We start from the raw sequence: 20,368 nt of genomic DNA, 5'->3' as shown, positions 1-20,368 counted from the left end.
TGATGAAAAGGCGGTTTACATCTGCACAAAATACAAACTTTCGGCAAATTTTCACCGCTGGGTTAGTCTTAATAGTAAACAGGAGCCAACATCATGAAAACTTATCACCTGCTCTACGGCCTGTTGCTGCTGTCCGGGTTGGCCGGTGCAGCCAATGGGGTTACCGAACTCAGCTCGCAACAGCAGTTTCTCAACCAACGCAATCAGCAAGCGCAGCAACAGCGCATGCTGAATAACCAGCAGTTGGATCAGCGCCGTCTGCAACAACAGCGGCAGTTCGACAATAATCAGCAACAACTGCTGCGAAATTCGCCGAACGGGGGGCAACTGCTGCCAAATGGCAACCAACCACGCAATCCGTTCGATCGCACCACGCCTGCGGTACCTCAGGCGCCGCTGCCGACGCCGGTCAACCGAGGTTAGCCATTGGGAAAATCGGGGCCAATCAAATCTATTCGGTCCGTGCAAATGCAGTCAACGCCCCAGTTTAACAACAAGCGCGCCCGCGCCGGCTGGTTAACGGTATAAACCAGAATGCGTAATCCCGCCGCTTTCAGTGCTGCTACCCGTTCGGCGGTCAGTTCTTTATGGTTGATGTGCAAAGACACGCAACCCAGGCGTTCGGTCAGCGCCGGCCAGTTGTCATCCCACTGATCCAGCAACAGGCCGCGCGGCAATTCAGGCACGGTACGTTGTGCTGCTGCAAGCGCTTCAACCGAGAACGAAGAAAGCAGCGGATCGGTCTGCCCCTGCCACAGCAGGCGTGCCGCCAGCGCCACGACCCGGCCGGTTTCGTCATCACTGCCGGTGGTGGGCTTGATTTCAATGTTCGCCATCATACCGTGCTGCAGGCAGCGTTCCGCGACCTCCGCCAGCAAGGGTAAGCGTTCGCCTTTGTAGGCGGAGTTATACCAGTTGCCGGCATCGAGCTGCACCAGCTTGTCCCACGGCAATTCGCCCGCTACGCCCCAGCCGTTGCTGGTGCGATCCAGAGTATCGTCGTGCAGCAGAAAAATCTGCCCGTCCTGCGCCAGCTTGGCGTCGAACTCAATCATTTTGTGGCCGTGACGTGCGCCAACGTCGATCGCCGCCAGGGTATTTTCCGGTGCCAGAGAGCCACCGCCGCGGTGGGCAACAATATGAGGGTAAGGCCAGGCTGTGGTCATCATTCCATCCGTAATCCGCTATCGGTATCAAAAAAGTGCAGCGCCTGTGCAGGCAGTTGTAAATATAGCGTGCTGCCTGCCGTCGGCATAGTTTCATGCGATAGCCGCGCAATGACCCCGTGGCCGCCCCACTGCCCGTGCGCCAGATTATCCGCGCCCAGCAGCTCCAGCGTTTGCAGCACCAGCGCCACGCCACCCTGCCCATCGGGGAGCAGTTGAATATGCTCGGGACGAATACCCAGCGTCAGCCGGCGTCCGCCCCAGTGCGCCTTCGCCTGCGGTAAATTCAAGGTCATGCCGTCCGCCAGTTGCAGTTGGCTGCCGTCGGCGCTCAGGGTGCCTGGCAACAGGTTCATCGCCGGTGAGCCAATAAAGCTGGCGACAAACAGCGACGCCGGGCGTTGGTAGACCTCACTCGGGGTGCCAATCTGCTCCGCCACGCCCTTGTTCATCACGATCACCCGCTGCGCCAGCGTCATCGCCTCTACCTGGTCGTGCGTTACGTACAGGCTGGTGGTTTTCAACCGGCGATGCAGCTGTTGTAATTCCAGACGCATCTGCACCCGCAGTTTGGCATCCAGGTTGGACAAGGGTTCATCAAACAGGAACACCGCCGGTTCACGCACGATAGCCCGCCCCATCGCCACCCGCTGACGCTGGCCGCCGGAAAGCTCACGCGGCTTGCGCTGCAACAGCGGCTCCAGCTCTAAAATGCGCGCCGCTTCTTCTACCCGCTGTTGGATATGCTGTTTGCCAAAGCCGCGAATTTTCAGGCCATAGGCCATGTTGTCATACACGCTCATGTGCGGATACAGCGCGTAGTTCTGAAACACCATCGCAATGCCGCGATCTTTCGGCTCCATATCGGTCACACGCTGGCTGTCGATATAGATATCGCCGCTGGTGGTACGTTCCAGCCCGGCGACCATACGCAGCAGCGTCGATTTACCGCAGCCGGACGGCCCGACCATCACGATAAACTCACCGTCCGCCACGTCGAGATCGATCTGCTTAATCACCGGCGTTTTACCGTCGTAGGATTTGGTGACTGCCTGTAGTTTTAAACCTGCCATGTGAAAATTTCTCTCGTTACTTTTCGCTATCAACCAGGCCGCGTACAAACCAGCGCTGCATCAGAAGAACCACCGCCAGCGGTGGGATTAAAGTCAGAATCATCGCCGCCATCACCTGATTCCACTGGGTTGGCGCGCCGGAGGTGGAGATCATGCTTTTAATCCCCGCCACCGCAGTGCCCATTGAGGCATCGCTGGTGATCAGGATCGGCCACAGGTACTGGTTCCAGCCGTAGATAAAGGTGATGACAAACAGCGCCGCCAGGTTGGTCTTCGACAGCGGCAACACGATGTCCCAGAAGAAGCGCATCGGGCCGGCACCGTCAATACGCGCGGCTTCCAGCAGTTCATCCGGCAAGGTCATAAAGAACTGGCGCAGCAGGAAGGTAGCGGTTGCCGAGGCCATCAGCGGCAGCGTCAGGCCGGTGTAGCTGTCCAGCAGGTTGAGGTTGGAGATCACCTCCACCGTGGGGAAAATACGCACTTCCACAGGCAACATCAGCGTCATGAAAATCAGCCAGAAAAACAGGCTGCGCAGCGGAAAACGAAAATAAACGATGGCATAGGCCGACAACACCGATACCACGATTTTGCCGCAGGTAATGGCCAGCGCCATGATCACGCTATTGAGCAGCAGCAGCGAGAACGGCACCTTGAGGTTGCCCACACCGCCCTGCCAGATATTGCTGATGTTTTCCCACAGGTGGCCGCCCGGGATCAGGGTCATCGGTACCTGGAAGACCTGTTTGTCGTCCAGCGTGGCGGCGACAAAGGCCACGTACAGCGGGAACAGCACCACCAGCACGCCGATAATCAGCATTACGTGGCTGAAGATATCCAGCCCGCGTCGGTTCTCAATCATTGGTAACGCACCTTACGTTCGACAAAACGGAACTGGATCACCGTCAGGCCAATCACCAACAGCATCAGGATCACCGACTGCGCCGCAGAGCTGGACAAGTCCAGACCGGCAAAGCCTTCGCGGTAGATCTTGTAGATCAGCGTGGTAGTGGACTGCACCGGCCCGCCGCCGGTCGCGGCATCGATCACCGGGAAGGTGTCGAAGAAGGCGTACACCAAATTGACCACCAGCAGGAAGAAGCTCACCGGCGTGATCAACGGCAGCACCAGATTGAAGAAACGCCGCACCGGGCCGGCACCGTCAATGGCCGCCGCTTCCACCAGCGATCGGGGAATGGACTGCAATGCCGCCAGGAAAAACAGGAAGTTGTAGCTGATTTGCTGCCAGACCGAAGCCAGAACTACCAGGAACATCGCTTGCCCACTGTTCTGCGCGTGGTTCCAGTTGTAGCCCAGTCCGTTAAGGAAATGAGTAATCAGCCCCAGGCCGGGGTTGAACAGGAAGATCCACAGTACCGCCGCCACCGCCGGAGCTACCGCATAAGGCAAGATCATCAGCGTCTGGTAAATCCGGCTGCCGCGCAGCACGTAATCCACCAGTGCAGCGAAGAACAACGACACGACCAGCCCGATACCCGCCACCAGGAAGCTGAAAATCAGCGTGGTGTAAAACGAATCGAGGTAGTAAGGATCCTGGAACAGCTGGGTAAAGTTATCCAGGCCGACAAACTGGCTGGACAGACCGAATGGGTCGAGGCTCTGCACCGAATACCACAGCGCCTCGCCGGCGGGCCACAGGAAAAAGATTGCGGTGATCAACAGTTGCGGCAGCACCAATACATAGGGCAGCCAGCTACAGCCGAAACCGGGACGGGAAGATGACATAGGGGTTAACCGTTAATGTGGGGAGAGGGCTGACTGAGCCCCTCACCCCGGCCCTCTCCCAGGGGAGAGGGGGTGAATCGGTGTCGTTCGCCGGAACGGAGTCCCGGTTGACGCTACTTGGTCTGGGATTCGAAGCGACGCAGCAATACGTCACCGCGCTGCACGGCGGCATCCAGCGCCTGCTGTGGCGTTTTCTTGCCGGTCCACACGCCTTCCAATTCTTCATCCACTACGGTACGGATCTGCGGCATGTTGCCCAAACGCAGGCCCTTGGTGAACGGTAATGGCGGCTTGTTCAGCATCTGACGCGTCGCCACATCGGCGCCCGGGTTCTTGTCATAGAAGCCCTGTTGCTTGGTCAGATCGTAAGCCGCGGTGGTGATCGGCAGATAACCGGTCTTCTGGTGCCATTCGGCGGCGATTTCCGGCTGGGCCAGATACTGCAGGAACTCGGCGACCCCTTTGTAAGTGGCGGCATCTTTGCCGTTCATCACCCACAGGCTCGCACCGCCAATGATGGCGTTCTGCGGTGCATTTTTGGCATCGGCATCGTACGGCATCATGCCCACCCCGTAGTTGAACTTGGCGTAATGCTTGATATCTGCCAGCGAACCGGATGACGCAGTAGTAATGGCACAATCACCGCTATAGAACTTCTCGGTGGATTCGTCTTTACGGCCGAAATAGGTGAAATCACCCTTCTTGTTCATCTCTTCCAGCAGTTGGATGTGCTTGACCTGCAGCGGCTTGTTGAACTCCAGCTTGGCGCTGGCTCCCCCGAAACCGTTGTTCTCCGTGGCGAACGGTACCCCGTGCCAGGCGCTGAAGTTCTCGAGCTGGATCCAGCCCTGCCAGCCGCTGGCGTAGCCACACTTCATACCGGCTGCACGCAGTTTGGCGGTGTCCGCCGCCAGTTCCTGCCAGGTTTTTGGCGGCTGGTCCGGGTTCAGGCCGGCTTTTTTGAAGGCGTCCTTGTTGTAATACAGCACTGGAGTGGAACTGTTGAACGGCTGAGACAGCAGGTGACCGCTCTTGTTGTCGGTGTAGTAACCGGACACCGTCGGCACGAACACCGACTCGTCAAAGTTGATACCAGCGTCTTTAAACACTTCGTACACCGGCTTGATCGCCTTACTGGCCATCATGGTTGCCGTGCCCACCTCATACACCTGCAAAATTGCCGGCGCTTTGCCGGAGCGATAGGCCGCAATGCCCGCAGCCAGGCTCTGTTCGTAGTTACCTTTATAAACCGGGACAATTTTGACGTCGGTGTGCGACTGGTTAAAGCGATCCGCCAGGGAATCCACTTCTTTACCCAATTCACCTTCCATCGAATGCCAGAATGGGATCTCGGTTGCCGCCAGTGCCTGAGTGCTGACCGCCAGGGTCAACGCGACGCACAGCGTAGTTTTGCGAATAGCGTAGGTGAGCATGCCTAACTCCTGAAAAAAGCTGGTGTAATAAGCGCGTGAGCGAAAAGAATCAGTTTTTTGTTCGGTAGCTAACATGCCATGCTCGGATGACAGAAATATAACTGCCAGATGACAGCCGTGTGACGGGAGAGTGAAGTGCAGATTGCGGTTTGATGTCGGCGGCAGGGAGAACTGCCCCGCCGCCGTGGGTATTACAGTGAACGACGCAGTCGAGCGACCGCTTCCTGCATTTGCTGTTCAGTCGCGGTGGCGAACGACAGGCGGAAGGTCGAACGATCCGGGTTGTCTGAGAAGAAGTACTCTCCCGGCACAAACACCACGCCCTGCTGCAGGGTGGTTTTCAGCCATTCGGTAGCGTTAAACGGCTGACGGAAACGCGCCCACAGGAACATACCGCCCTTCGGCATATCGAAGCTGATGTGATCGCCCAGCTCTTGCTCCACCAGCCCGGCCAGGATCTCGCCCTTGTGCTTGTAGGCCGCGCGGATCTTTTCGATCTGCGCCGGCAGACGATCCAGCCCCAGATAGCATTCGACGATGCTCTGCGACAGCGCACTGGCGTGCAGATCCGCCGCCTGCTTGATGATCGCCACTTTATGCAGCAGGAACTCAGGCAAAATTGCCCAGCCCAGGCGCAGGCCCGGTGCCAGGATCTTGGAGAAGGTCGAGGTGTAGATAATGTTATCGGTGTGACCCAGCACCTGCTGGGAAATCTGGTGCAGCGTAGCGTTGCGCTCTTCGGTAAAGCGCAGTTCGCCGTACGGGTCATCCTCGATGATCAGGAAATTGTGCTCGGCCGCCAGTTTCACCAACAGTTCGCGGCGCGGTGCGCTCAGGGTGATACCGCTGGGGTTACCGAAGTTCGGCACCACATACACGCCCTTGATGCGCTGGGTTTTCAGCAGTTCAGCCAGCTCTTCGACCACCATGCCATCACTGTCGGACGACACCGACATGATGTTGGCTTCCGCCAGCTCCAGCGTCTGTAACGCCGCCAGATAGGTCGGACGCTCCACCACAAACACATCGCCCGGATTGACGATCGCACGCATCACCAGATCCAGCGCCTGCTGGGAACCGGCCGTGACCATCACTTCTTCGGCAGTGGCAGAAACACCACGCTGGGCGCACAGTTCGCAGATGCGCTCACGCAGCACCGGGCTGCCTTCGGTCAAACCATACTGGAAAGCGCTTTTCGGCTGCTCGGTGATCGCCTGATGAGTGGCGATGCTCAAGCCTTCGAAATCAAACAGGGCATCAGAGGGGATGCCGCCCGCCAGCGAAATGACGTTTTCCATCTTACTGTGCTTGAGCAATTCACGAATTGCCGAGCTTTTTACTTTTACGATGCGCTGCGCGAGTAACCCTTCTGTGTTCATTTCTTCTTCTTCTCGTAATCGTTAAAAACTTTGTAGGGGCGCTGTACACTGCGCCCGAATCACTCGGGGCGAATATATTCGCCCCCTACAGCTTAGACGGGTATTTCAGCCGCCCAGATATGCCGACCTAACTGCTTCGTTTGCTAACAATGCGGCTCCCGTATCTTCCAACACCACGCGGCCGTTTTCCAGTACATAACCACGATCGGCCAGTTTCAGCGCCTGATTGGCGTTTTGCTCCACCAGGAAGATGGTCATTCCCTCTTCGCGCAGTTGCTCAATAATGTCAAAAATCTGCTGAATAATGATCGGCGCCAGCCCAAGGGAAGGTTCGTCGAGCAACAGCAACTTTGGCTGGCTCATCAGCGCACGGCCGATAGCCAACATCTGTTGCTCACCGCCGGACATGGTGCCGGAACGTTGGGCACGGCGCTCCAGCAGGCGTGGGAACAGGCCGAAAACCCTTTCGATACGCTGCTGATACTGCTGACGGTCGGCAAAGAAACCGCCCATCGCCAGATTCTCTTCCACCGTCATTCGCGAGAATACCCGTCGCCCTTCCGGCACAATAGCCACCGCCTCACGCATGATGCGCGAGGTCTGCCACTGGGTAATATCCTGATCGAGGAAAGTGATGCTGCCCTCGCTGGCACGGGGTTCACCGCACAGCGTGCCGAGCAGCGTAGTTTTACCGGCGCCGTTAGCACCGATCAGCGTGACTATCTCACCCTGCTTAATGTTCAGGCTGACCTGATGCAGCGCCTGGATTTTGCCGTAATGGGCGGATACCTGATTAAATGACAACATAATTTATTCGCCCAGATAAGCCCGGATCACGTCCGGGTTGTTGCGGATTTCTGCCGGAGTGCCCTGCGCCAGCGGCGTACCCTGGTTCACCACGTAGATGCGGTCGGAAATGCCCATCACCAGCTTCATGTCGTGCTCGATCAATAGCACCGACACCTTGTGCTGATTACGCAGCTCGACAATCAAATGATCCAGCTCGTCGGTTTCCTTCGGGTTCAAACCCGCCGCAGGCTCGTCGAGCATCAGCAGCTCCGGCCGGGTAACCATGCAACGCGCAATCTCCAGCCGCCGCTGCTGGCCGTATGCCAGGTTGCCCGCCGAGCGGTTAGCCATCTCCAGCAGGCCAACCCGCTGCAGCCACACCGCAGCACGTTCCAGCGCGTCGGCTTCGGCGCGACGGAAGGCCGGCGTTTTCAACAGCCCGGCGAAAACGCCGCTTTTCAGATGCTGGTGCTGCGCAACCAGCAGGTTTTCGATCACCGTCATTTCACGGAACAGCCGCACATGCTGGAAAGTCCGCACTACGCCCATACGAGCGATGTTTTGGCCGGATAGCCCTTCCAGATGACGTTCGCGCAGTTTAATGGTGCCGCCGGTTGGGCGGTAGAAACCGGTCAGACAGTTAAATACCGTGGTTTTTCCGGCACCGTTCGGGCCGATCAGCGAAACGATTTCGCCTTCATTGAGTTCCAGCGCCACGTTATTGACCGCCAGCAGGCCGCCGAAACGCATCGATAACCCTTCGACCTTCAGCAAAGGTTGCATACTCATGCCTGCTCCCCCTTGCCCGCGTGGATATCCGCCGCTTTCAGTTTCAGCTGTGGCCGCTTCATCGGCAGCAACCCTTGTGGCCGCCAAATCATCATCAACACCATCAGGGCGCCCAGCAGCAACATGCTGTATTCGTTCAGATCGCGCATCATTTCACGCGACACCACCAGCAGAATAGCCGCCAGGATCACGGCAAACTGCGATCCCATGCCACCCAAAACCACGATCGCCAGCACGAAGGCCGACTCGACAAAGGTAAAGGATTCCGGGCTGACAAAGCCCTGACGTGCGGCAAACAGCGTACCGGCAAAACCGGCAAAGGCGGCGCTGATGGTAAAGGCGGTCAGCTTGATTTTGGTCGGGTTAAGGCCCAGTGAACGGCAGGCGATTTCATCTTCGCGCAGCGCTTCCCAGGCACGGCCCAGCGGCATGCGCAGCAGGCGGTTGATCACAAACAGCGTCAGTACCACCAGCAGCAGTGCCACCAAATACAAAAACACAATGCGATCGCTCGGATCGTATTTCAGGCCAAAGAAGTTGTGGAAGGTGTCCCAGCCGCCGTCGCGCACGCTGCGGTTGAACTCCAGCCCAAAGAAGGTCGGTTTCGGGATCTGGCTGATACCGTTCGGCCCGCCGGTGATCTCGGTATTGTTCAGCAGCAGGATACGCACAATCTCCCCGAAGCCCAGGGTCACAATCGCCAGGTAATCGCCGCGCAGACGCAGCACCGGGAAACCGAGCAGGAAACCGAAGATGGCGGTGACGATGCCCGCCAGTGGCAGGCTTTCCCAGAAGCCGAGGCCATAGTAATGGTTCAGCAGCGCATAGGTGTAGGCGCCGATGGCGTAAAAACCGCCGTAACCCAGCACCAGCAGGCCGGACAAGCCGACCACCACGTTCAGGCCCAGACCCAGCATCACGTAGATCAACGTCAGGGTGGCGATATCCACCGTGCCGCGCGATACCAGGAACGGCCAGGCGACCGCCGCGACAATGATCGCCGCGGCCAGCAGCTTCTGGCGCGCGGTGGTGCCATCAAAACTCGGTAAGACGAATGACGGGCCGGAGATTTTTTTCAGCCCTTGCTGCATCAACGGACGCAACAATTGGAAGAAAAACACGATGACACAGCCAATGCCGATCCACATCCAGCGAACTTCCGCCGCGCCATGAACCACCAGTTTGGTTCCGTCGAGACTCAGTTGCATCCCCATCAGGAACGAAGCCATCACAAACAGCACCAGCGTGGCGATCAACGCATTGAGCAGATTGAGTTTCATACCTTCTCAACCTCCGGACGCCCAAGGATGCCGGTTGGCATGATCAGCAACACCACGATCAGCAGCGCGAACGACACCACGTCTTTATATTCGGTGCTCAGGTAGGCCGAGGTCAGCGCTTCCGCCACGCCCAGTACCAGGCCACCAATCATTGCGCCGGGAATGCTGCCGATACCGCCCAGCACCGCCGCGGTGAAGGCTTTCATGCCTGCCATAAAGCCGATGTATGGGTTAATCACTCCGTAGAACTGGCCCAGCAGCACGCCGGCCACTGCCGCCATCACCGCGCCAATCACGAAGGTCAGCGAGATAACCCGGTCGGTGTTGATGCCCAGCAGGCTGGCCATTTTCAAATCTTCCGCGCAGGCACGGCAGGCGCGGCCCATGCGGGAATAACGAATGAATATCGTCAGCGCCAGCATCGCCAGGAAGGTGACGACCCAGATAATCAACTGCATGGTAGTGATGGTGGCGGCAAAACCGTTACTTTCACCCAACACCCATTGGCCGGTGACCAGGCTAGGCAGCGCCAAATCGCGCGAGCCCTGCGTCAGGCTGACGTAGTTTTGCAGGAATATCGACATCCCGATGGCGGAGATCAGCGCGATCAGACGCTTGGAGTTGCGCACAGGCTTGTAGGCTACCCGCTCAATGCTCCAGCCGTAGGCGCTGGCAATGACGATCGACACCAGGAACCCGGCGCCAATCAGCAACCAGCTCACGTCGATGCCCACCATCATCAGGGCGGCGATAACAATAAAGGAGACATAGCTGCCGATCATATACACCTCGCCGTGGGCAAAGTTGATCATGCCGATGATGCCGTAGACCATGGTGTAACCGATGGCGATCAATGCATAGGTGCTGCCCAACGTGACGCCGTTGAACATCTGCTGCAGAAAATAGAGAACCTGCTCTGACATACTCTAACCCTTGGCTGCGAAACCTGAACGCGGAGAGCATTCAGGTAAAGGGATACGGAGCCGGCAAGCCGGCCCGCGGGCGCAGCAGAACTGCACCCTACCCTGATGATTATGGCTTATTTGATTGGTGTTGATGTGCCGTCTGCATGCCATTCAAACACGCCGAACTCGAAGCCTTTCAGATCGCCCTTGTCATCCCAGCTCAGCGGCCCCATCACGGTGTCCACCGGCTTGCCGGTTTTCAAATCCTTGACGATATCGGCTGGCTCCTGGCTGCCACTGCGCTCCATCCCGGTGGTCAGAGATTGCAGTGCGGCGTAGGTGGTCCAGACAAACGGCCCGGTCGGATCCAGCTTCTTGGCTTTCAGCGCATCGACCACAGGTTTGTTGGTTGGAACCTGATCGTAGCGTTTCGGCAAGGTCACCAGCATGCCTTCGGAAGCCGCACCGGCGATGTTAGACAGTGAGGAGTTGCCCACCCCCTCTGGCCCCATAAAGCGGGTGGTCAGCCCGGCCTGTTTGGCCTGGCGCAGGATCTGGCCCATTTCCGGGTAGTAGCCGCCGAAATAAACAAAATCGACGTTCTCTTTCTTCAGGCGTGCCACCAGAGTGGAGAAATCTTTATCGCCGGCGGTGATACCTTCAAACATCACCACGTCGGTACCCTGTTTTTTCAGACTGTCGCGTACCGAGCGTGCCAGGCCTTCGCCATACTGCTGCTTGTCGTGGATCACGGCAATGCGTTTGGGTTTGATTTCACTGAGGATGTACTTGGCGGCGGTCGGGCCCTGATCGGAGTCCAGGCCGGTGGTACGCATGATCATCTTGTAACCACGGGTGGTCAGATCGGCGTTAGTGGCCGCCGGGGTAATCATGATCACGCCTTCATCTTCATAAATATCGGAAGCCGGCTGCGTCGAGGACGAGCACAGGTGGCCGATCACATAACGGATACCGTCGTTGATCACCTTGTTGGCCACCGCTACCGCCTGTTTCGGGTCACAGGCATCGTCGTATTCCACACCAACCAACTTCTCGCCCTTGATGCCACCCTTGGCATTGATATCGGCAATTGCCTGACGGGCACCGGTAAACTCCATATCGCCATACTGTGCGACCGGGCCGGACATCGCCCCGACGATCGCCACCTTAATGTCTTTTGCCATTGCCGCATGCCCGATTGCCATCGCGATACAGCCAGCCAACAATGCCTTACCTTTTGTTAATTTCATCCGCAAATCCCCATCTGTCGTTGTGAACGTACCTGTTGTGTTTGCCTGCACCTGACCCTTATTTACTGCTTTTATTCATAAGTAATAATGATTTAGGTGTTTTCGCGGCAATATTTTCTAATAAGACTTTATTTTTCATGCCATTAAACAGGAATTTTCTGCTGCAAATCAACTTGCACAATCAGGAACAAGCGGTGTAAACAGCATAAAATCCGGATTAAATCTGCGCTGTTTTGCATCAGGCGCAGCGCGTTATGCTGGTTCCCGATCGCTTTACTACATATTTACTCGGAAAATGCGTCTTGCAAAAAACATTTCGCGCAGTAATCGTACAGAAAAACTTACACAACGCTCTGTGCAAGATCTATTACACTGTCGGCATCGATTAGCCGTTCGGAAATCCTGCATGAAATTAACTATAGAACGATTAACCACACTGTCCCCGCAAGACCTTATCGATCTTGGCAAAATCTGGCCGCATCAGCAGCCGGAACAGTGGCAAAGCGGGTTGAGCGGCGATAAAGCCCTGTTCGCCGCCCGCTTCAACGAACGGCTGCTCGGTGCGGTGAAAATCGAGCTGAACGGTAAGCATGCCCAACTGCAAGATTTACTGGTGCGTGAGGTGACGCGCCGTCGCGGCGTCGGTCTGTATCTGGTGCAGGACGCCCAGCGTCAACTGCCGCAGATAACGCACTGGCAGCTTTCAACCGCCGGTCTGACAGCGCGCGAACGCGGTGAAGTGGATAACTTTATGCGCGCCTGCGGCTTTACTCAGCAAGGCGAACTCTGGCAACAATGAAGCGCAAATTAGTGGCGCTATTAATGCTGGCACTGGCATTCATCGCCTGGTTTGGTGGCCGCCAGCAGGCACTGCAACTGCGGCAAGCCTGGGATAACCAGGCCTACGTTTGGCAACGGGTCTGGACGCCGCAACATGCTGCGGCATTGGCGCAAAGCCGCGATCTTTTCTCTGCGTTGCGGGTGCTGGGTTTGCAGGTACATCCGCGCGAAGGCTGGCGTGAAATCCCGGTTAATCTCCCATTATTGAAACAAGATGGCCGCCCGCTGTGGCTGGTCGTGCGTCTGGATGGGCAGTTGGCGCAGTTGGACGAATCCGCCATTCGCCAGCGCCTGCTAAAGCAGGTGCAACAGTGGCAGGCCGCCGGGTTGCAGGTCATCGGCGTTGAAATAGATCACGACGCCGCCACCGCTCGCCTGCCCGACTATCAGCATTTCCTCCAACAACTGCGCCAGCAGCTGCCTCGCTCATTGCAACTGGGTATTACCGCCTTACCGACCTGGCTCGGCTCAGCAGCGCTGCCCGGCGTATTACAACAGGTGGACAGTTCGGTACTGCAGGTACATGCGGTGCTGTCGCCGCAGCAAGGGTTATTTTCCGGCCCGCTGGCACTGCGCTGGGTCAAGCAGTACGCGAAAATGACGACGAAGCCCTTCCGGGTGGCCTTGCCCGCCTACGGCATGGGTCTGGTGGGGTTTGATGAGCAGGGCGCGCAGGTTGAAAGCGAAACCTCGCTGCGCGTGGCCGGGACTTCGCGAGAGCTGACGGTCGCGCCGCAGCAGGTAGCTGATTTTCTGCATCAATTGAACGCGCAAACCACGCCGCACCTGCGTGGCATTATCTGGTTCCGGCTGCCGCTGGCGGACGATCGTCGCGCCTGGTCATTGACGACGCTGCGGGCAGTGATTGAAAACCAACCGCTCAGCGTCAACTGGCTGGTAAAAATTAGTCCTCAGCCACAGCAAAATGGGCTCAATGATCTGATACTTCACAATAATGGGCTGATTGATGCCCCGCTGCCCCATGAAATTGTCATCACCGCCAGCGACTGTCTGGCGGCGGATGCCGCGGGCAACTACCGGCTGGAAAGTGAGCCTCAACGGCAACGCTTTGTCCTGATTAGCGGCGACCAGTTACGTGCCGGGCAATCCCGGCCACTGGGCTGGCTGCGCTGCCAACAACTGACGCCAGGAGGCACCCTTGTCACACCTTAATGCTCGCACTCTTCCACTGGCGGCCCTGATCGGCTCAGCGTTGGCGCTGCCGATTAACGGCTACGCCTGCGGACCGGATTTCCCTAACCGGTTGCTGGTCGATCGTAACGGCACACTGCTGTATATGCCGGAAGGCAATTTTGCCTTTGAAGCCGGCCGCCTGGTCGCGATAGATAAGCAACTACCGCAATGGAAAGCGCCACCGCCGCCCATGCCGCCGAAACCGATGCCTCTGTCGCCAGAAACCATCATCATCGGCAAAATGCGCGCGGCAAAAACCGTTGAAGAGGCCGATGCGGTCAATACTCAGGGGTTGTCTGATGCCGCTCGCCTGTACCAACTGGGCGCAGTGGCCTTTGCCGGCCAGGATCCGCGGGCCGGCGAATACTTCCAGCAGGTATTGGCGCTACCCGCTGCAGAACAGGGCGATTGGGGGCTACGAGCGCAATACTCACTCGGCCGACTGCTGATGGGCGATCGCGGCACGCCAGAGAACGAAAGTGGCGAACCGGCTGCGACGGCCAAACACCCGGCAAAACCGCAGCTGGAGCAAGCGCTGGCGGCTTTCCAGCAGGTGATTGAGCGAGTGAAAAGCGGCACGGCCGATCCGGATCAACTGGCGCTGAGCAGTCTCGGCCAGCAGGCACGTATCCACCTGTGGCTCAATGACGTGACTCAAGCGGCGCGGCTGTATGCCCAGCAGGCGGCTCAGGGCGATCAAAACGGCGGACTGTCGTTGCAGTACGTTTCCAGTTATCTGGTCAATCCTGACCACTTCGATACGCTAAAACAGGCGATTACCGATCCGCTGATCCAACAGCTGGTCACTATCGAACTGTTCGCCCGCAGCAGTAATCTGCAATTGGCCGACACGGACGGCTCTGGTAGCCGCTCAACGCAGATTGTCAGCCAAATTCTGACGCTGTTGGACGCCTCGGTGAAAAGCGGCTTCAGCGGCAGCGACCGGTTGGCAGCATTGGCCTACCGCGCCGGGCAATATCCGATGGCGGCCAGCCTGCTGAAACACGCCGGTGACAGTGGCCTGGCCTGGTGGCTACGCGCCAAGATGGCGCTGCGTGACGGTGATGTTAAAGCCGCTACCGCAAACTACGCCAAAGCGGCGGCCGCTTTCCCATCCAGTGAAAGTTGGGGCGAGCAGCGCAATGCCGACTTTGTGCAAGAAACCATGGTGCCCGAGTGCCGAGTGGCCGGCGAGCAGGCGATCCTGGCACTTGATCGCGGTGACTATCTACAGGCGATGGATTTCCTGTATCGCGGTAAAGATATTTATTGGGCCGACGTCGCCGACGTGGCCGAACGGGTGCTGACCGTCGACGAGCTGAAAGGCTTTGTCGATAAACATGCGCCAGCGCCAACTACGCCGCTAAAACCGGTCAATCCGGACGAGTACAGCGGCCAGCCACTGACGCCAGAGGTACAGCTGCGCGAGCTGCTGGCGCGACGGCTGATGCGTGCCGGGCGTCCTCAAGAGGCCATGGGCTATTTTGATATCCCTAACTATCGCCAGGTGGCGCAGCAGTACGCCGATACTCTGAAGACGGCGCAGGACAAAACCGCCGACAAACTGGCGCGCGCCAAAGCCTATTATCAGGCGGCCACGCTACTGCGCACACAAGGGCTAACCTTCACCGGTTACGAGATGACGCCGGATTACGCGATTTATGACGCAGGCTATTCCTATCTGGGAGATGCGTTTGATACCCGCGAACTCAAACATAAGAGTTGGATTAGCGGCGCGGAGGCGGCACGGGCCAAAGCAGCGCTACCGCCACAGGACAATCGCTTCCTGCACTATCGTTGGCAGGCCGTCACCCTGGCCCAGCAGGCCGCCGATTTGCTGCCGCCAAAAAGCCAGGCTTATGCCGCCGTGCTGTGCAATGCCGCCGGTTGGGTGATTAAACGTGATGCCAAAACCGGTCAGGCACTGTATCAGCGCTATATCAACACCGGGTCTCGTTATCCCTGGGCCAACAAGTTTGGCTATAGCTGCCCGGCGCCAGACTTCGCTGCCGTTACGCCATAGCACCGAATTTCAGGCACAAAAAAGCCCGGCTAGCCGGGCTTTTTAACGCTTACGCGGGATTAGGCTTCGATCGCCATTTTCAGTTTCTTCATGGCATTTTTTTCCAACTGGCGGACACGCTCAGCGGAAACGCCATATTGATCGGCCAGTTCTTGCAGCGTGGACTTGTTATCGTCGTCCAGCCAACGGGCACGAATAATATGCTGACTACGCTCGTCCAGGCCTTCCATCGCGTAGGCCAGTTTGTCTGCGGCGTTGCTTTCCCAGTTATCTTCTTCGATACCTTCAGCAAAGTCAGAGCTTTTATCCTGCAGGTACAGCACTGGCGCCATCGACTGGCCTTCACGGGCGTCGTCGTCCGGCGTTGGATCGAAAGTCATATCCTGTGCCGCCATGCGGGATTCCATCTCGCGTACGTCCTTGCTGGTCACGCCCAGTTCACGGGCCACCAATTCCACCTCGTCCTGGTTGAACCAGCCCAGACGCTGCTTGGTTTTACGCAGGTTAAAGAACAGCTTGCGCTGTGCCTTGGTGGTAGCAACTTTGACGATACGCCAGTTGCGCAGTACGTACTCGTGAATTTCTGCCTTGATCCAGTGCACCGCAAAGGAAACCAGGCGCACCCCAACCTCTGGGTTGAAGCGGCGAACAGCTTTCATCAAGCCGATATTACCTTCCTGGATCAGATCCGCCTGCGGCAGGCCGTAACCAGAGTAATTGCGGGCAATATGAGCGACAAAGCGCAGGTGAGACAGGATCAGCTGCTTAGCGGCTTCCAGATCGCCCTGATAATGCAGCCGTTCAGCCAGCTCCCGCTCTTCCTCTGCCGTCAGCATCGGATAGGTGTTGGCGGCCCGGATATAGGCTTCCAAACTGCCCTGGGGCACTAAAGCTAAAGTTTGCATTTCTTTGGTCATTCAAACCCTCTCTTGAAAAAACAGGTCATGCAGGTGATTTATCACGGCGGGGAAATAATTGATTCTACGGCAGTTGCTATTGCAAAAGCGGTCCACACGCCGGGCACCATAACATTTTGCTGCAGATTTTGACCGTGTTCCGCCCTATTAGTTCACAGTTTTTCGATCACATTGTGCATGACAATACGTGACGAAGACTCAGGCCGATAGGGAATTTGTGCGCAAAGAAGAGACTGAATGGGGCTTGGGTTGGTGCCGGTAGCTCTTCTCCCGCAACACGCTCGGAGCAGCAGGAGAAGAGTATACCAAAAAAACTTTATTGTGGTGTAAATCGACGTAAATGTTGCACCGTCGCCAGCCAGGCGGCGATCCAGCCGATCATCGCGGAGACAATCAGCAGCAGCAGGGCTTCATCCCAACCCAGGCCATGCAGGGTAAAGGTGGTACCAAACACCTTGGCCACGCCGGTAACCACCGACTCCAGACGCCACACCATCCCGCCGGATAACAGCAACGACAGCAACGCGCCAAAGAAGCCCAGCATTGCCCCGCCGTTCAGGAACGGCCGCAGGATAAAGCCGTCGGTCGCACCGATCAGCTTCATCACGTTGATAGTGTCACGACGGCTGAAGATGCTCAGCCGCACGCTGTTGCCGATCACCAGGAACACCGCCACAATCATCAGCACGCCGATCATCGCAGCCACCTGGCCCACCAGCCCGGTCAGCGCCGCCAGGCGGGCAAACCAGCTGTCATCCATTCTAACCTCATCCACGCCCTGTACCGCGGCTACGCGATCGCGCAGGGTGTTGAGGGTGTCGGAACTTTGGAAGCTCATTTTCGGCGTGATGATGGCTACCGCCGGCAACGGGTTCTCTTCCAGCATATCCAGTGCGCCGCCAAAGCCAGACCAGTTGCGGAATTCGCCCCGGGCCTCTTCACGCGACAGGTAATTCACTTTCTCGACGCCGGCTTCCGCCTTGATGGCATCGAGCACTTTCACCGCGGCATCGTCATCGAGGGATTTATCCAGATAAACCGTCAACTGTGGCGTCGGGTACCATTGGGTCGCTGCGGTACTGACGTTTTTCCAGACGATGTAACACACGCTCGGCAGCGTCAGAGAAATGGCGATCACCATCACCGTCAACAGCGTTGCCAATGGCTGGCGCAGCATATCCTTGATGGCGTTCATCCAGGCGTAACGCCATTGTTCACGCCAGCCCCCGCGCAGCGCTTTGCTCTTGGCGGTTTTTGCGTTATTCGCCATGATGCGCTCCTCCAGCCATACGACCCTGGCTCAGGCGCAGAGTGCGGTAATTACGACGGGCAATCAGCCCGGTGTCATGGGTGGCCATCAGCACGGTCACGCCAACACGGTTAAATTCTTCAAACAGACGCAGAATGCCTTCCGACAGCGCATCATCCAGGTTACCGGTTGGCTCATCCGCCAGCAGCACCGCCGGTTTGTTCACCACCGCACGGGCAATACCCACGCGCTGCTGCTCACCACCGGAAAGCTGGATTGGGAAGTTTTTGGCCTTATCCAGCAGCCCGACCTTGTCCAGCGCGGCGGAAACACGACGGCGGATGTCTTCGGTACTGGCACCGGCAATGATCAGCGGCATCGCCACGTTGTCATACACCGTGCGATCCAGCAGCAGATGGTGATCCTGGAAAATCATGCCGATCTGACGACGCAGGAACGGCACCTCACTGTTTCTCAGGCGACTGATGTCGTGACCACCAAACCAGATATGGCCGGCGCTCGGCCGTTCGATGCCACAAATCAGTTTCAGCAGGGTACTTTTACCCGCGCCGGAATGGCCGGTCAGAAACGCCATCTCTGCCGGGCGCAGATGAAAATCTACCCCCTGCAGTGCCTGCCGTCCGCCCAGATAAGCTTTACTGACCTGTTCAAAGCGAATCATCCGTATTAATCCTCTCGGGCAAAAAGTGCCTCAATAAAATCGTCGGCCTTAAACGGCCGCAAATCTTCGATGCCTTCCCCAACGCCGATATAGCGAATCGGGATAGCGAACTGATCGGCAATGGCGAAGATCACCCCGCCCTTGGCGGTACCGTCCAGTTTAGTCAGTGTGATACCGGTTAAGCCTACGGCTTCATTAAATAATTTCGCCTGGCTGACAGCATTCTGTCCGGTGCTGGCATCAAGAATCAGCATAACCTCATGGGGGGCCTGGTCGTCCAGTTTTTTCATAACGCGGACGATTTTCTTCAGCTCTTCCATCAGGTGCGCTTTATTCTGCAGACGTCCGGCGGTATCGGCCAGCAGTACGTCGATGCCACGAGCCTTGGCGGCCTGTACCGCGTCAAAAATCACCGAAGCGGAGTCTGCACCGGTATGCTGCGCGATCACCGGGATCCGGTTACGCTCGCCCCATACCTGCAGTTGTTCCACCGCCGCGGCACGGAAGGTATCCCCCGCCGCCAACATCACCGATTTGCCTTCCGCCTGGAACTGACGGGCCAGCTTGCCGATGGTGGTGGTTTTACCCACGCCGTTCACACCAACCATCAGAATGACATACGGGTTTTTACCGCCAACATCCAGCGGCTGATCAACTTTAGCCAGAATTTCAGACATTTCCTCCTTCAGCTTGCCGTATAGCGCCTCGGCGTCTTTCAACTGCTTGCGGCTGGCGTGCTGGGTCAGAGAGGTAATGATTTTACTCGTGGTTTCCACGCCGACATCGGCAATCAGCAGCTGCTCTTCCAGCTCTTCAAACAGATCGTCGTCGATTTTCTTGCCGCGGAACAGGCCGATAAAACCGGAGCCTAGATTCTGCTTGGTTTTCACCAGGCTGCGTTTCAGACGGGCAAAGAAACCTTCTTTGGTCGGGCGTTCCTGCTCCTGAGTCACCGCAGGGGCCAGCAGCTCAGGTTGTTGTTCTTCAATAATGGCCGGAGCGACGATAATCGGTTCCAGCGCTACGCTGGCCGGCAGAGGCTCTGGCTCTGGCGCGATAGCCTCAGGTTCAGGTTCAGGCTCGATCGCCTCCACTTCAGGCACCGCAATCGGTTCTGGCTCAGGCTCGATAACAGGCTCAGGCGCAATCACTTGCGATTCTGGTTCGATAACCGCTTCTGACTCAAGCACTTCCGGTTCGGCTACGACAACCGCTTCCGGCTCAATCACCACCACCGGCTCAGGCTCAACCTCGGCAATCTCTTCCTCTGTCACCGGCTGCTGCTCTGCCGCCACCTGTTCGGTGAGAGTAACAATCTCTTCCGCCAGCGCTTGTGCCGCTGCAGAGTGCTCGGCAACCACCGGCACGCTTTCTGCGATATGCTCGCCGGTCAGGCTGCCGTCCCATTCTCCTGGGGTTTCTACGGAGGCGGCAGGTTCAGATTCCTGGGCGGGGAGTTGGTCATCCAGCTTGGGAGCAACCGGTTCAGCCGGGGTCTCCACGGCCTGATTTTCCGCCGGTTCTACCGCCGTCTCAGGTTGCTGTTGCTCTTCTTCCTTCTGGCCGAAGCCCAGCCAGGAGAAAAACCCGCGTTTCTTATCTTTTGCCATGTTATGACTCTACTCCGTACCGAAGGCTTGCTTATGCTGACAA

At 57.5% G+C, this 20,368-nt stretch carries 19 protein-coding genes; 4 read left to right on the top strand and 15 right to left on the bottom strand.

Annotated elements, in window-relative coordinates; translation table 11 throughout:
• The first annotated feature begins 93 nt into the window (after positions 1 to 93).
• Positions 94 to 423: a hypothetical protein gene (locus SERS4_RS0101815; RefSeq protein ID WP_017891306.1), complete on the top strand. Its 330-nt coding sequence runs from the start codon at positions 94 to 96 to the stop codon at positions 421 to 423.
• Here the strand turns inward: SERS4_RS0101815 and ugpQ are convergent.
• From ugpQ to SERS4_RS0101760, 11 genes are all read right to left on the bottom strand, one after another.
• On the bottom strand, positions 420 to 1,166 hold the full coding sequence (gene ugpQ, locus SERS4_RS0101810; RefSeq protein WP_017891305.1) for a glycerophosphodiester phosphodiesterase: 747 nt from the start codon (positions 1,164 to 1,166) through the stop codon (positions 420 to 422). The two genes, SERS4_RS0101815 and ugpQ, sit on opposite strands and share 4 nt — an antisense overlap.
• Positions 1,166 to 2,239, bottom strand: coding sequence for a sn-glycerol-3-phosphate import ATP-binding protein UgpC (locus SERS4_RS0101805; protein WP_017891304.1), 1,074 nt, complete (start codon positions 2,237 to 2,239; stop codon positions 1,166 to 1,168). The genes ugpQ and SERS4_RS0101805 overlap by 1 nt, the downstream gene beginning before the upstream one ends.
• A 16-nt stretch (positions 2,240 to 2,255) precedes the next feature.
• Positions 2,256 to 3,101, bottom strand: coding sequence for a sn-glycerol-3-phosphate ABC transporter permease UgpE (ugpE, locus tag SERS4_RS0101800; RefSeq protein ID WP_012004706.1), 846 nt, complete (start codon positions 3,099 to 3,101; stop codon positions 2,256 to 2,258).
• On the bottom strand, positions 3,098 to 3,985 hold the full coding sequence (gene ugpA, locus SERS4_RS0101795) for a sn-glycerol-3-phosphate ABC transporter permease UgpA (protein ID WP_012004705.1): 888 nt from the start codon (positions 3,983 to 3,985) through the stop codon (positions 3,098 to 3,100). The genes ugpE and ugpA overlap by 4 nt, the downstream gene beginning before the upstream one ends.
• Positions 3,986 to 4,098: 113 nt before the next feature.
• A complete protein-coding gene (gene ugpB / locus SERS4_RS0101790) occupies positions 4,099 to 5,418 on the bottom strand; it encodes a sn-glycerol-3-phosphate ABC transporter substrate-binding protein UgpB (protein ID WP_017891303.1) in 1,320 nt (439 codons plus the stop codon).
• 191 nt (positions 5,419 to 5,609) lie between these two features.
• Positions 5,610 to 6,797, bottom strand: a complete 1,188-nt coding sequence (locus tag SERS4_RS0101785) for a PLP-dependent aminotransferase family protein (RefSeq protein ID WP_017891302.1) — start codon at positions 6,795 to 6,797, stop codon at positions 5,610 to 5,612.
• Positions 6,798 to 6,902: 105 nt separating this feature from the next.
• Entirely contained in the window at positions 6,903 to 7,604 is a 702-nt protein-coding gene (gene livF, locus SERS4_RS0101780) for a high-affinity branched-chain amino acid ABC transporter ATP-binding protein LivF (protein WP_012004702.1), read from the bottom strand.
• Between the two features lie 3 nt (positions 7,605 to 7,607).
• Positions 7,608 to 8,375: a high-affinity branched-chain amino acid ABC transporter ATP-binding protein LivG gene (gene livG / locus SERS4_RS0101775; RefSeq protein ID WP_012004701.1), complete on the bottom strand. Its 768-nt coding sequence runs from the start codon at positions 8,373 to 8,375 to the stop codon at positions 7,608 to 7,610.
• Positions 8,372 to 9,655 (bottom strand): high-affinity branched-chain amino acid ABC transporter permease LivM, encoded by a 1,284-nt coding sequence (locus tag SERS4_RS0101770; protein ID WP_017891301.1) that lies wholly within the window; start codon positions 9,653 to 9,655, stop codon positions 8,372 to 8,374. Before SERS4_RS0101770 ends, livG begins: the two co-directional genes overlap by 4 nt.
• Complete coding sequence (gene livH, locus SERS4_RS0101765) at positions 9,652 to 10,578, bottom strand: high-affinity branched-chain amino acid ABC transporter permease LivH (RefSeq protein WP_012004699.1); 927 nt, start codon at positions 10,576 to 10,578, stop codon at positions 9,652 to 9,654. The genes SERS4_RS0101770 and livH overlap by 4 nt, the downstream gene beginning before the upstream one ends.
• Before the next feature lie 116 nt (positions 10,579 to 10,694).
• Entirely contained in the window at positions 10,695 to 11,810 is a 1,116-nt protein-coding gene (locus SERS4_RS0101760; protein WP_017891300.1) for a branched-chain amino acid ABC transporter substrate-binding protein, read from the bottom strand.
• A 406-nt stretch (positions 11,811 to 12,216) separates the two neighbouring features.
• Here SERS4_RS0101760 and panM point away from each other — a divergent pair, with 406 nt between their 5' ends.
• Genes panM through SERS4_RS0101745 form a run of 3 tightly spaced genes read left to right on the top strand, consistent with a single transcriptional unit; the run spans position 12,217 to position 15,867 of the window.
• Positions 12,217 to 12,609 (top strand): aspartate 1-decarboxylase autocleavage activator PanM, encoded by a 393-nt coding sequence (panM, locus tag SERS4_RS0101755; RefSeq protein WP_012004697.1) that lies wholly within the window; start codon positions 12,217 to 12,219, stop codon positions 12,607 to 12,609.
• Positions 12,606 to 13,823: a DUF3142 domain-containing protein gene (locus SERS4_RS0101750; protein WP_017891299.1), complete on the top strand. Its 1,218-nt coding sequence runs from the start codon at positions 12,606 to 12,608 to the stop codon at positions 13,821 to 13,823. The genes panM and SERS4_RS0101750 overlap by 4 nt, the downstream gene beginning before the upstream one ends.
• Positions 13,810 to 15,867: a hypothetical protein gene (locus SERS4_RS0101745; protein ID WP_017891298.1), complete on the top strand. Its 2,058-nt coding sequence runs from the start codon at positions 13,810 to 13,812 to the stop codon at positions 15,865 to 15,867. The genes SERS4_RS0101750 and SERS4_RS0101745 overlap by 14 nt, the downstream gene beginning before the upstream one ends.
• Positions 15,868 to 15,926: 59 nt before the next feature.
• On the opposite strand, the gene rpoH is transcribed toward SERS4_RS0101745, so the two are convergent.
• From rpoH to ftsY, 4 genes are all read right to left on the bottom strand, one after another.
• A complete protein-coding gene (gene rpoH, locus SERS4_RS0101740) occupies positions 15,927 to 16,784 on the bottom strand; it encodes an RNA polymerase sigma factor RpoH (protein ID WP_012004694.1) in 858 nt (285 codons plus the stop codon).
• Positions 16,785 to 17,100: 316 nt separating this feature from the next.
• Entirely contained in the window at positions 17,101 to 18,054 is a 954-nt protein-coding gene (ftsX, locus tag SERS4_RS0101735; RefSeq protein ID WP_012004693.1) for a permease-like cell division protein FtsX, read from the bottom strand.
• Complete coding sequence (ftsE, locus tag SERS4_RS0101730; RefSeq protein ID WP_012004692.1) at positions 18,044 to 18,715, bottom strand: cell division ATP-binding protein FtsE; 672 nt, start codon at positions 18,713 to 18,715, stop codon at positions 18,044 to 18,046. The genes ftsX and ftsE overlap by 11 nt, the downstream gene beginning before the upstream one ends.
• 5 nt (positions 18,716 to 18,720) lie before the next feature.
• A complete protein-coding gene (gene ftsY / locus SERS4_RS0101725; RefSeq protein ID WP_017891297.1) occupies positions 18,721 to 20,325 on the bottom strand; it encodes a signal recognition particle-docking protein FtsY in 1,605 nt (534 codons plus the stop codon).
• Positions 20,326 to 20,368 lie beyond the last annotated feature (43 nt).

It is taken from the genome of Serratia sp. S4 (genome assembly GCF_000347995.1).
In the GTDB taxonomy this organism is placed as follows: Bacteria; Pseudomonadota; Gammaproteobacteria; order Enterobacterales; family Enterobacteriaceae; genus Serratia; species Serratia quinivorans.
The sequence above is the reverse complement of the archived record's forward strand: the minus strand, read 5'-3'. Positions and strand labels throughout refer to the sequence as shown.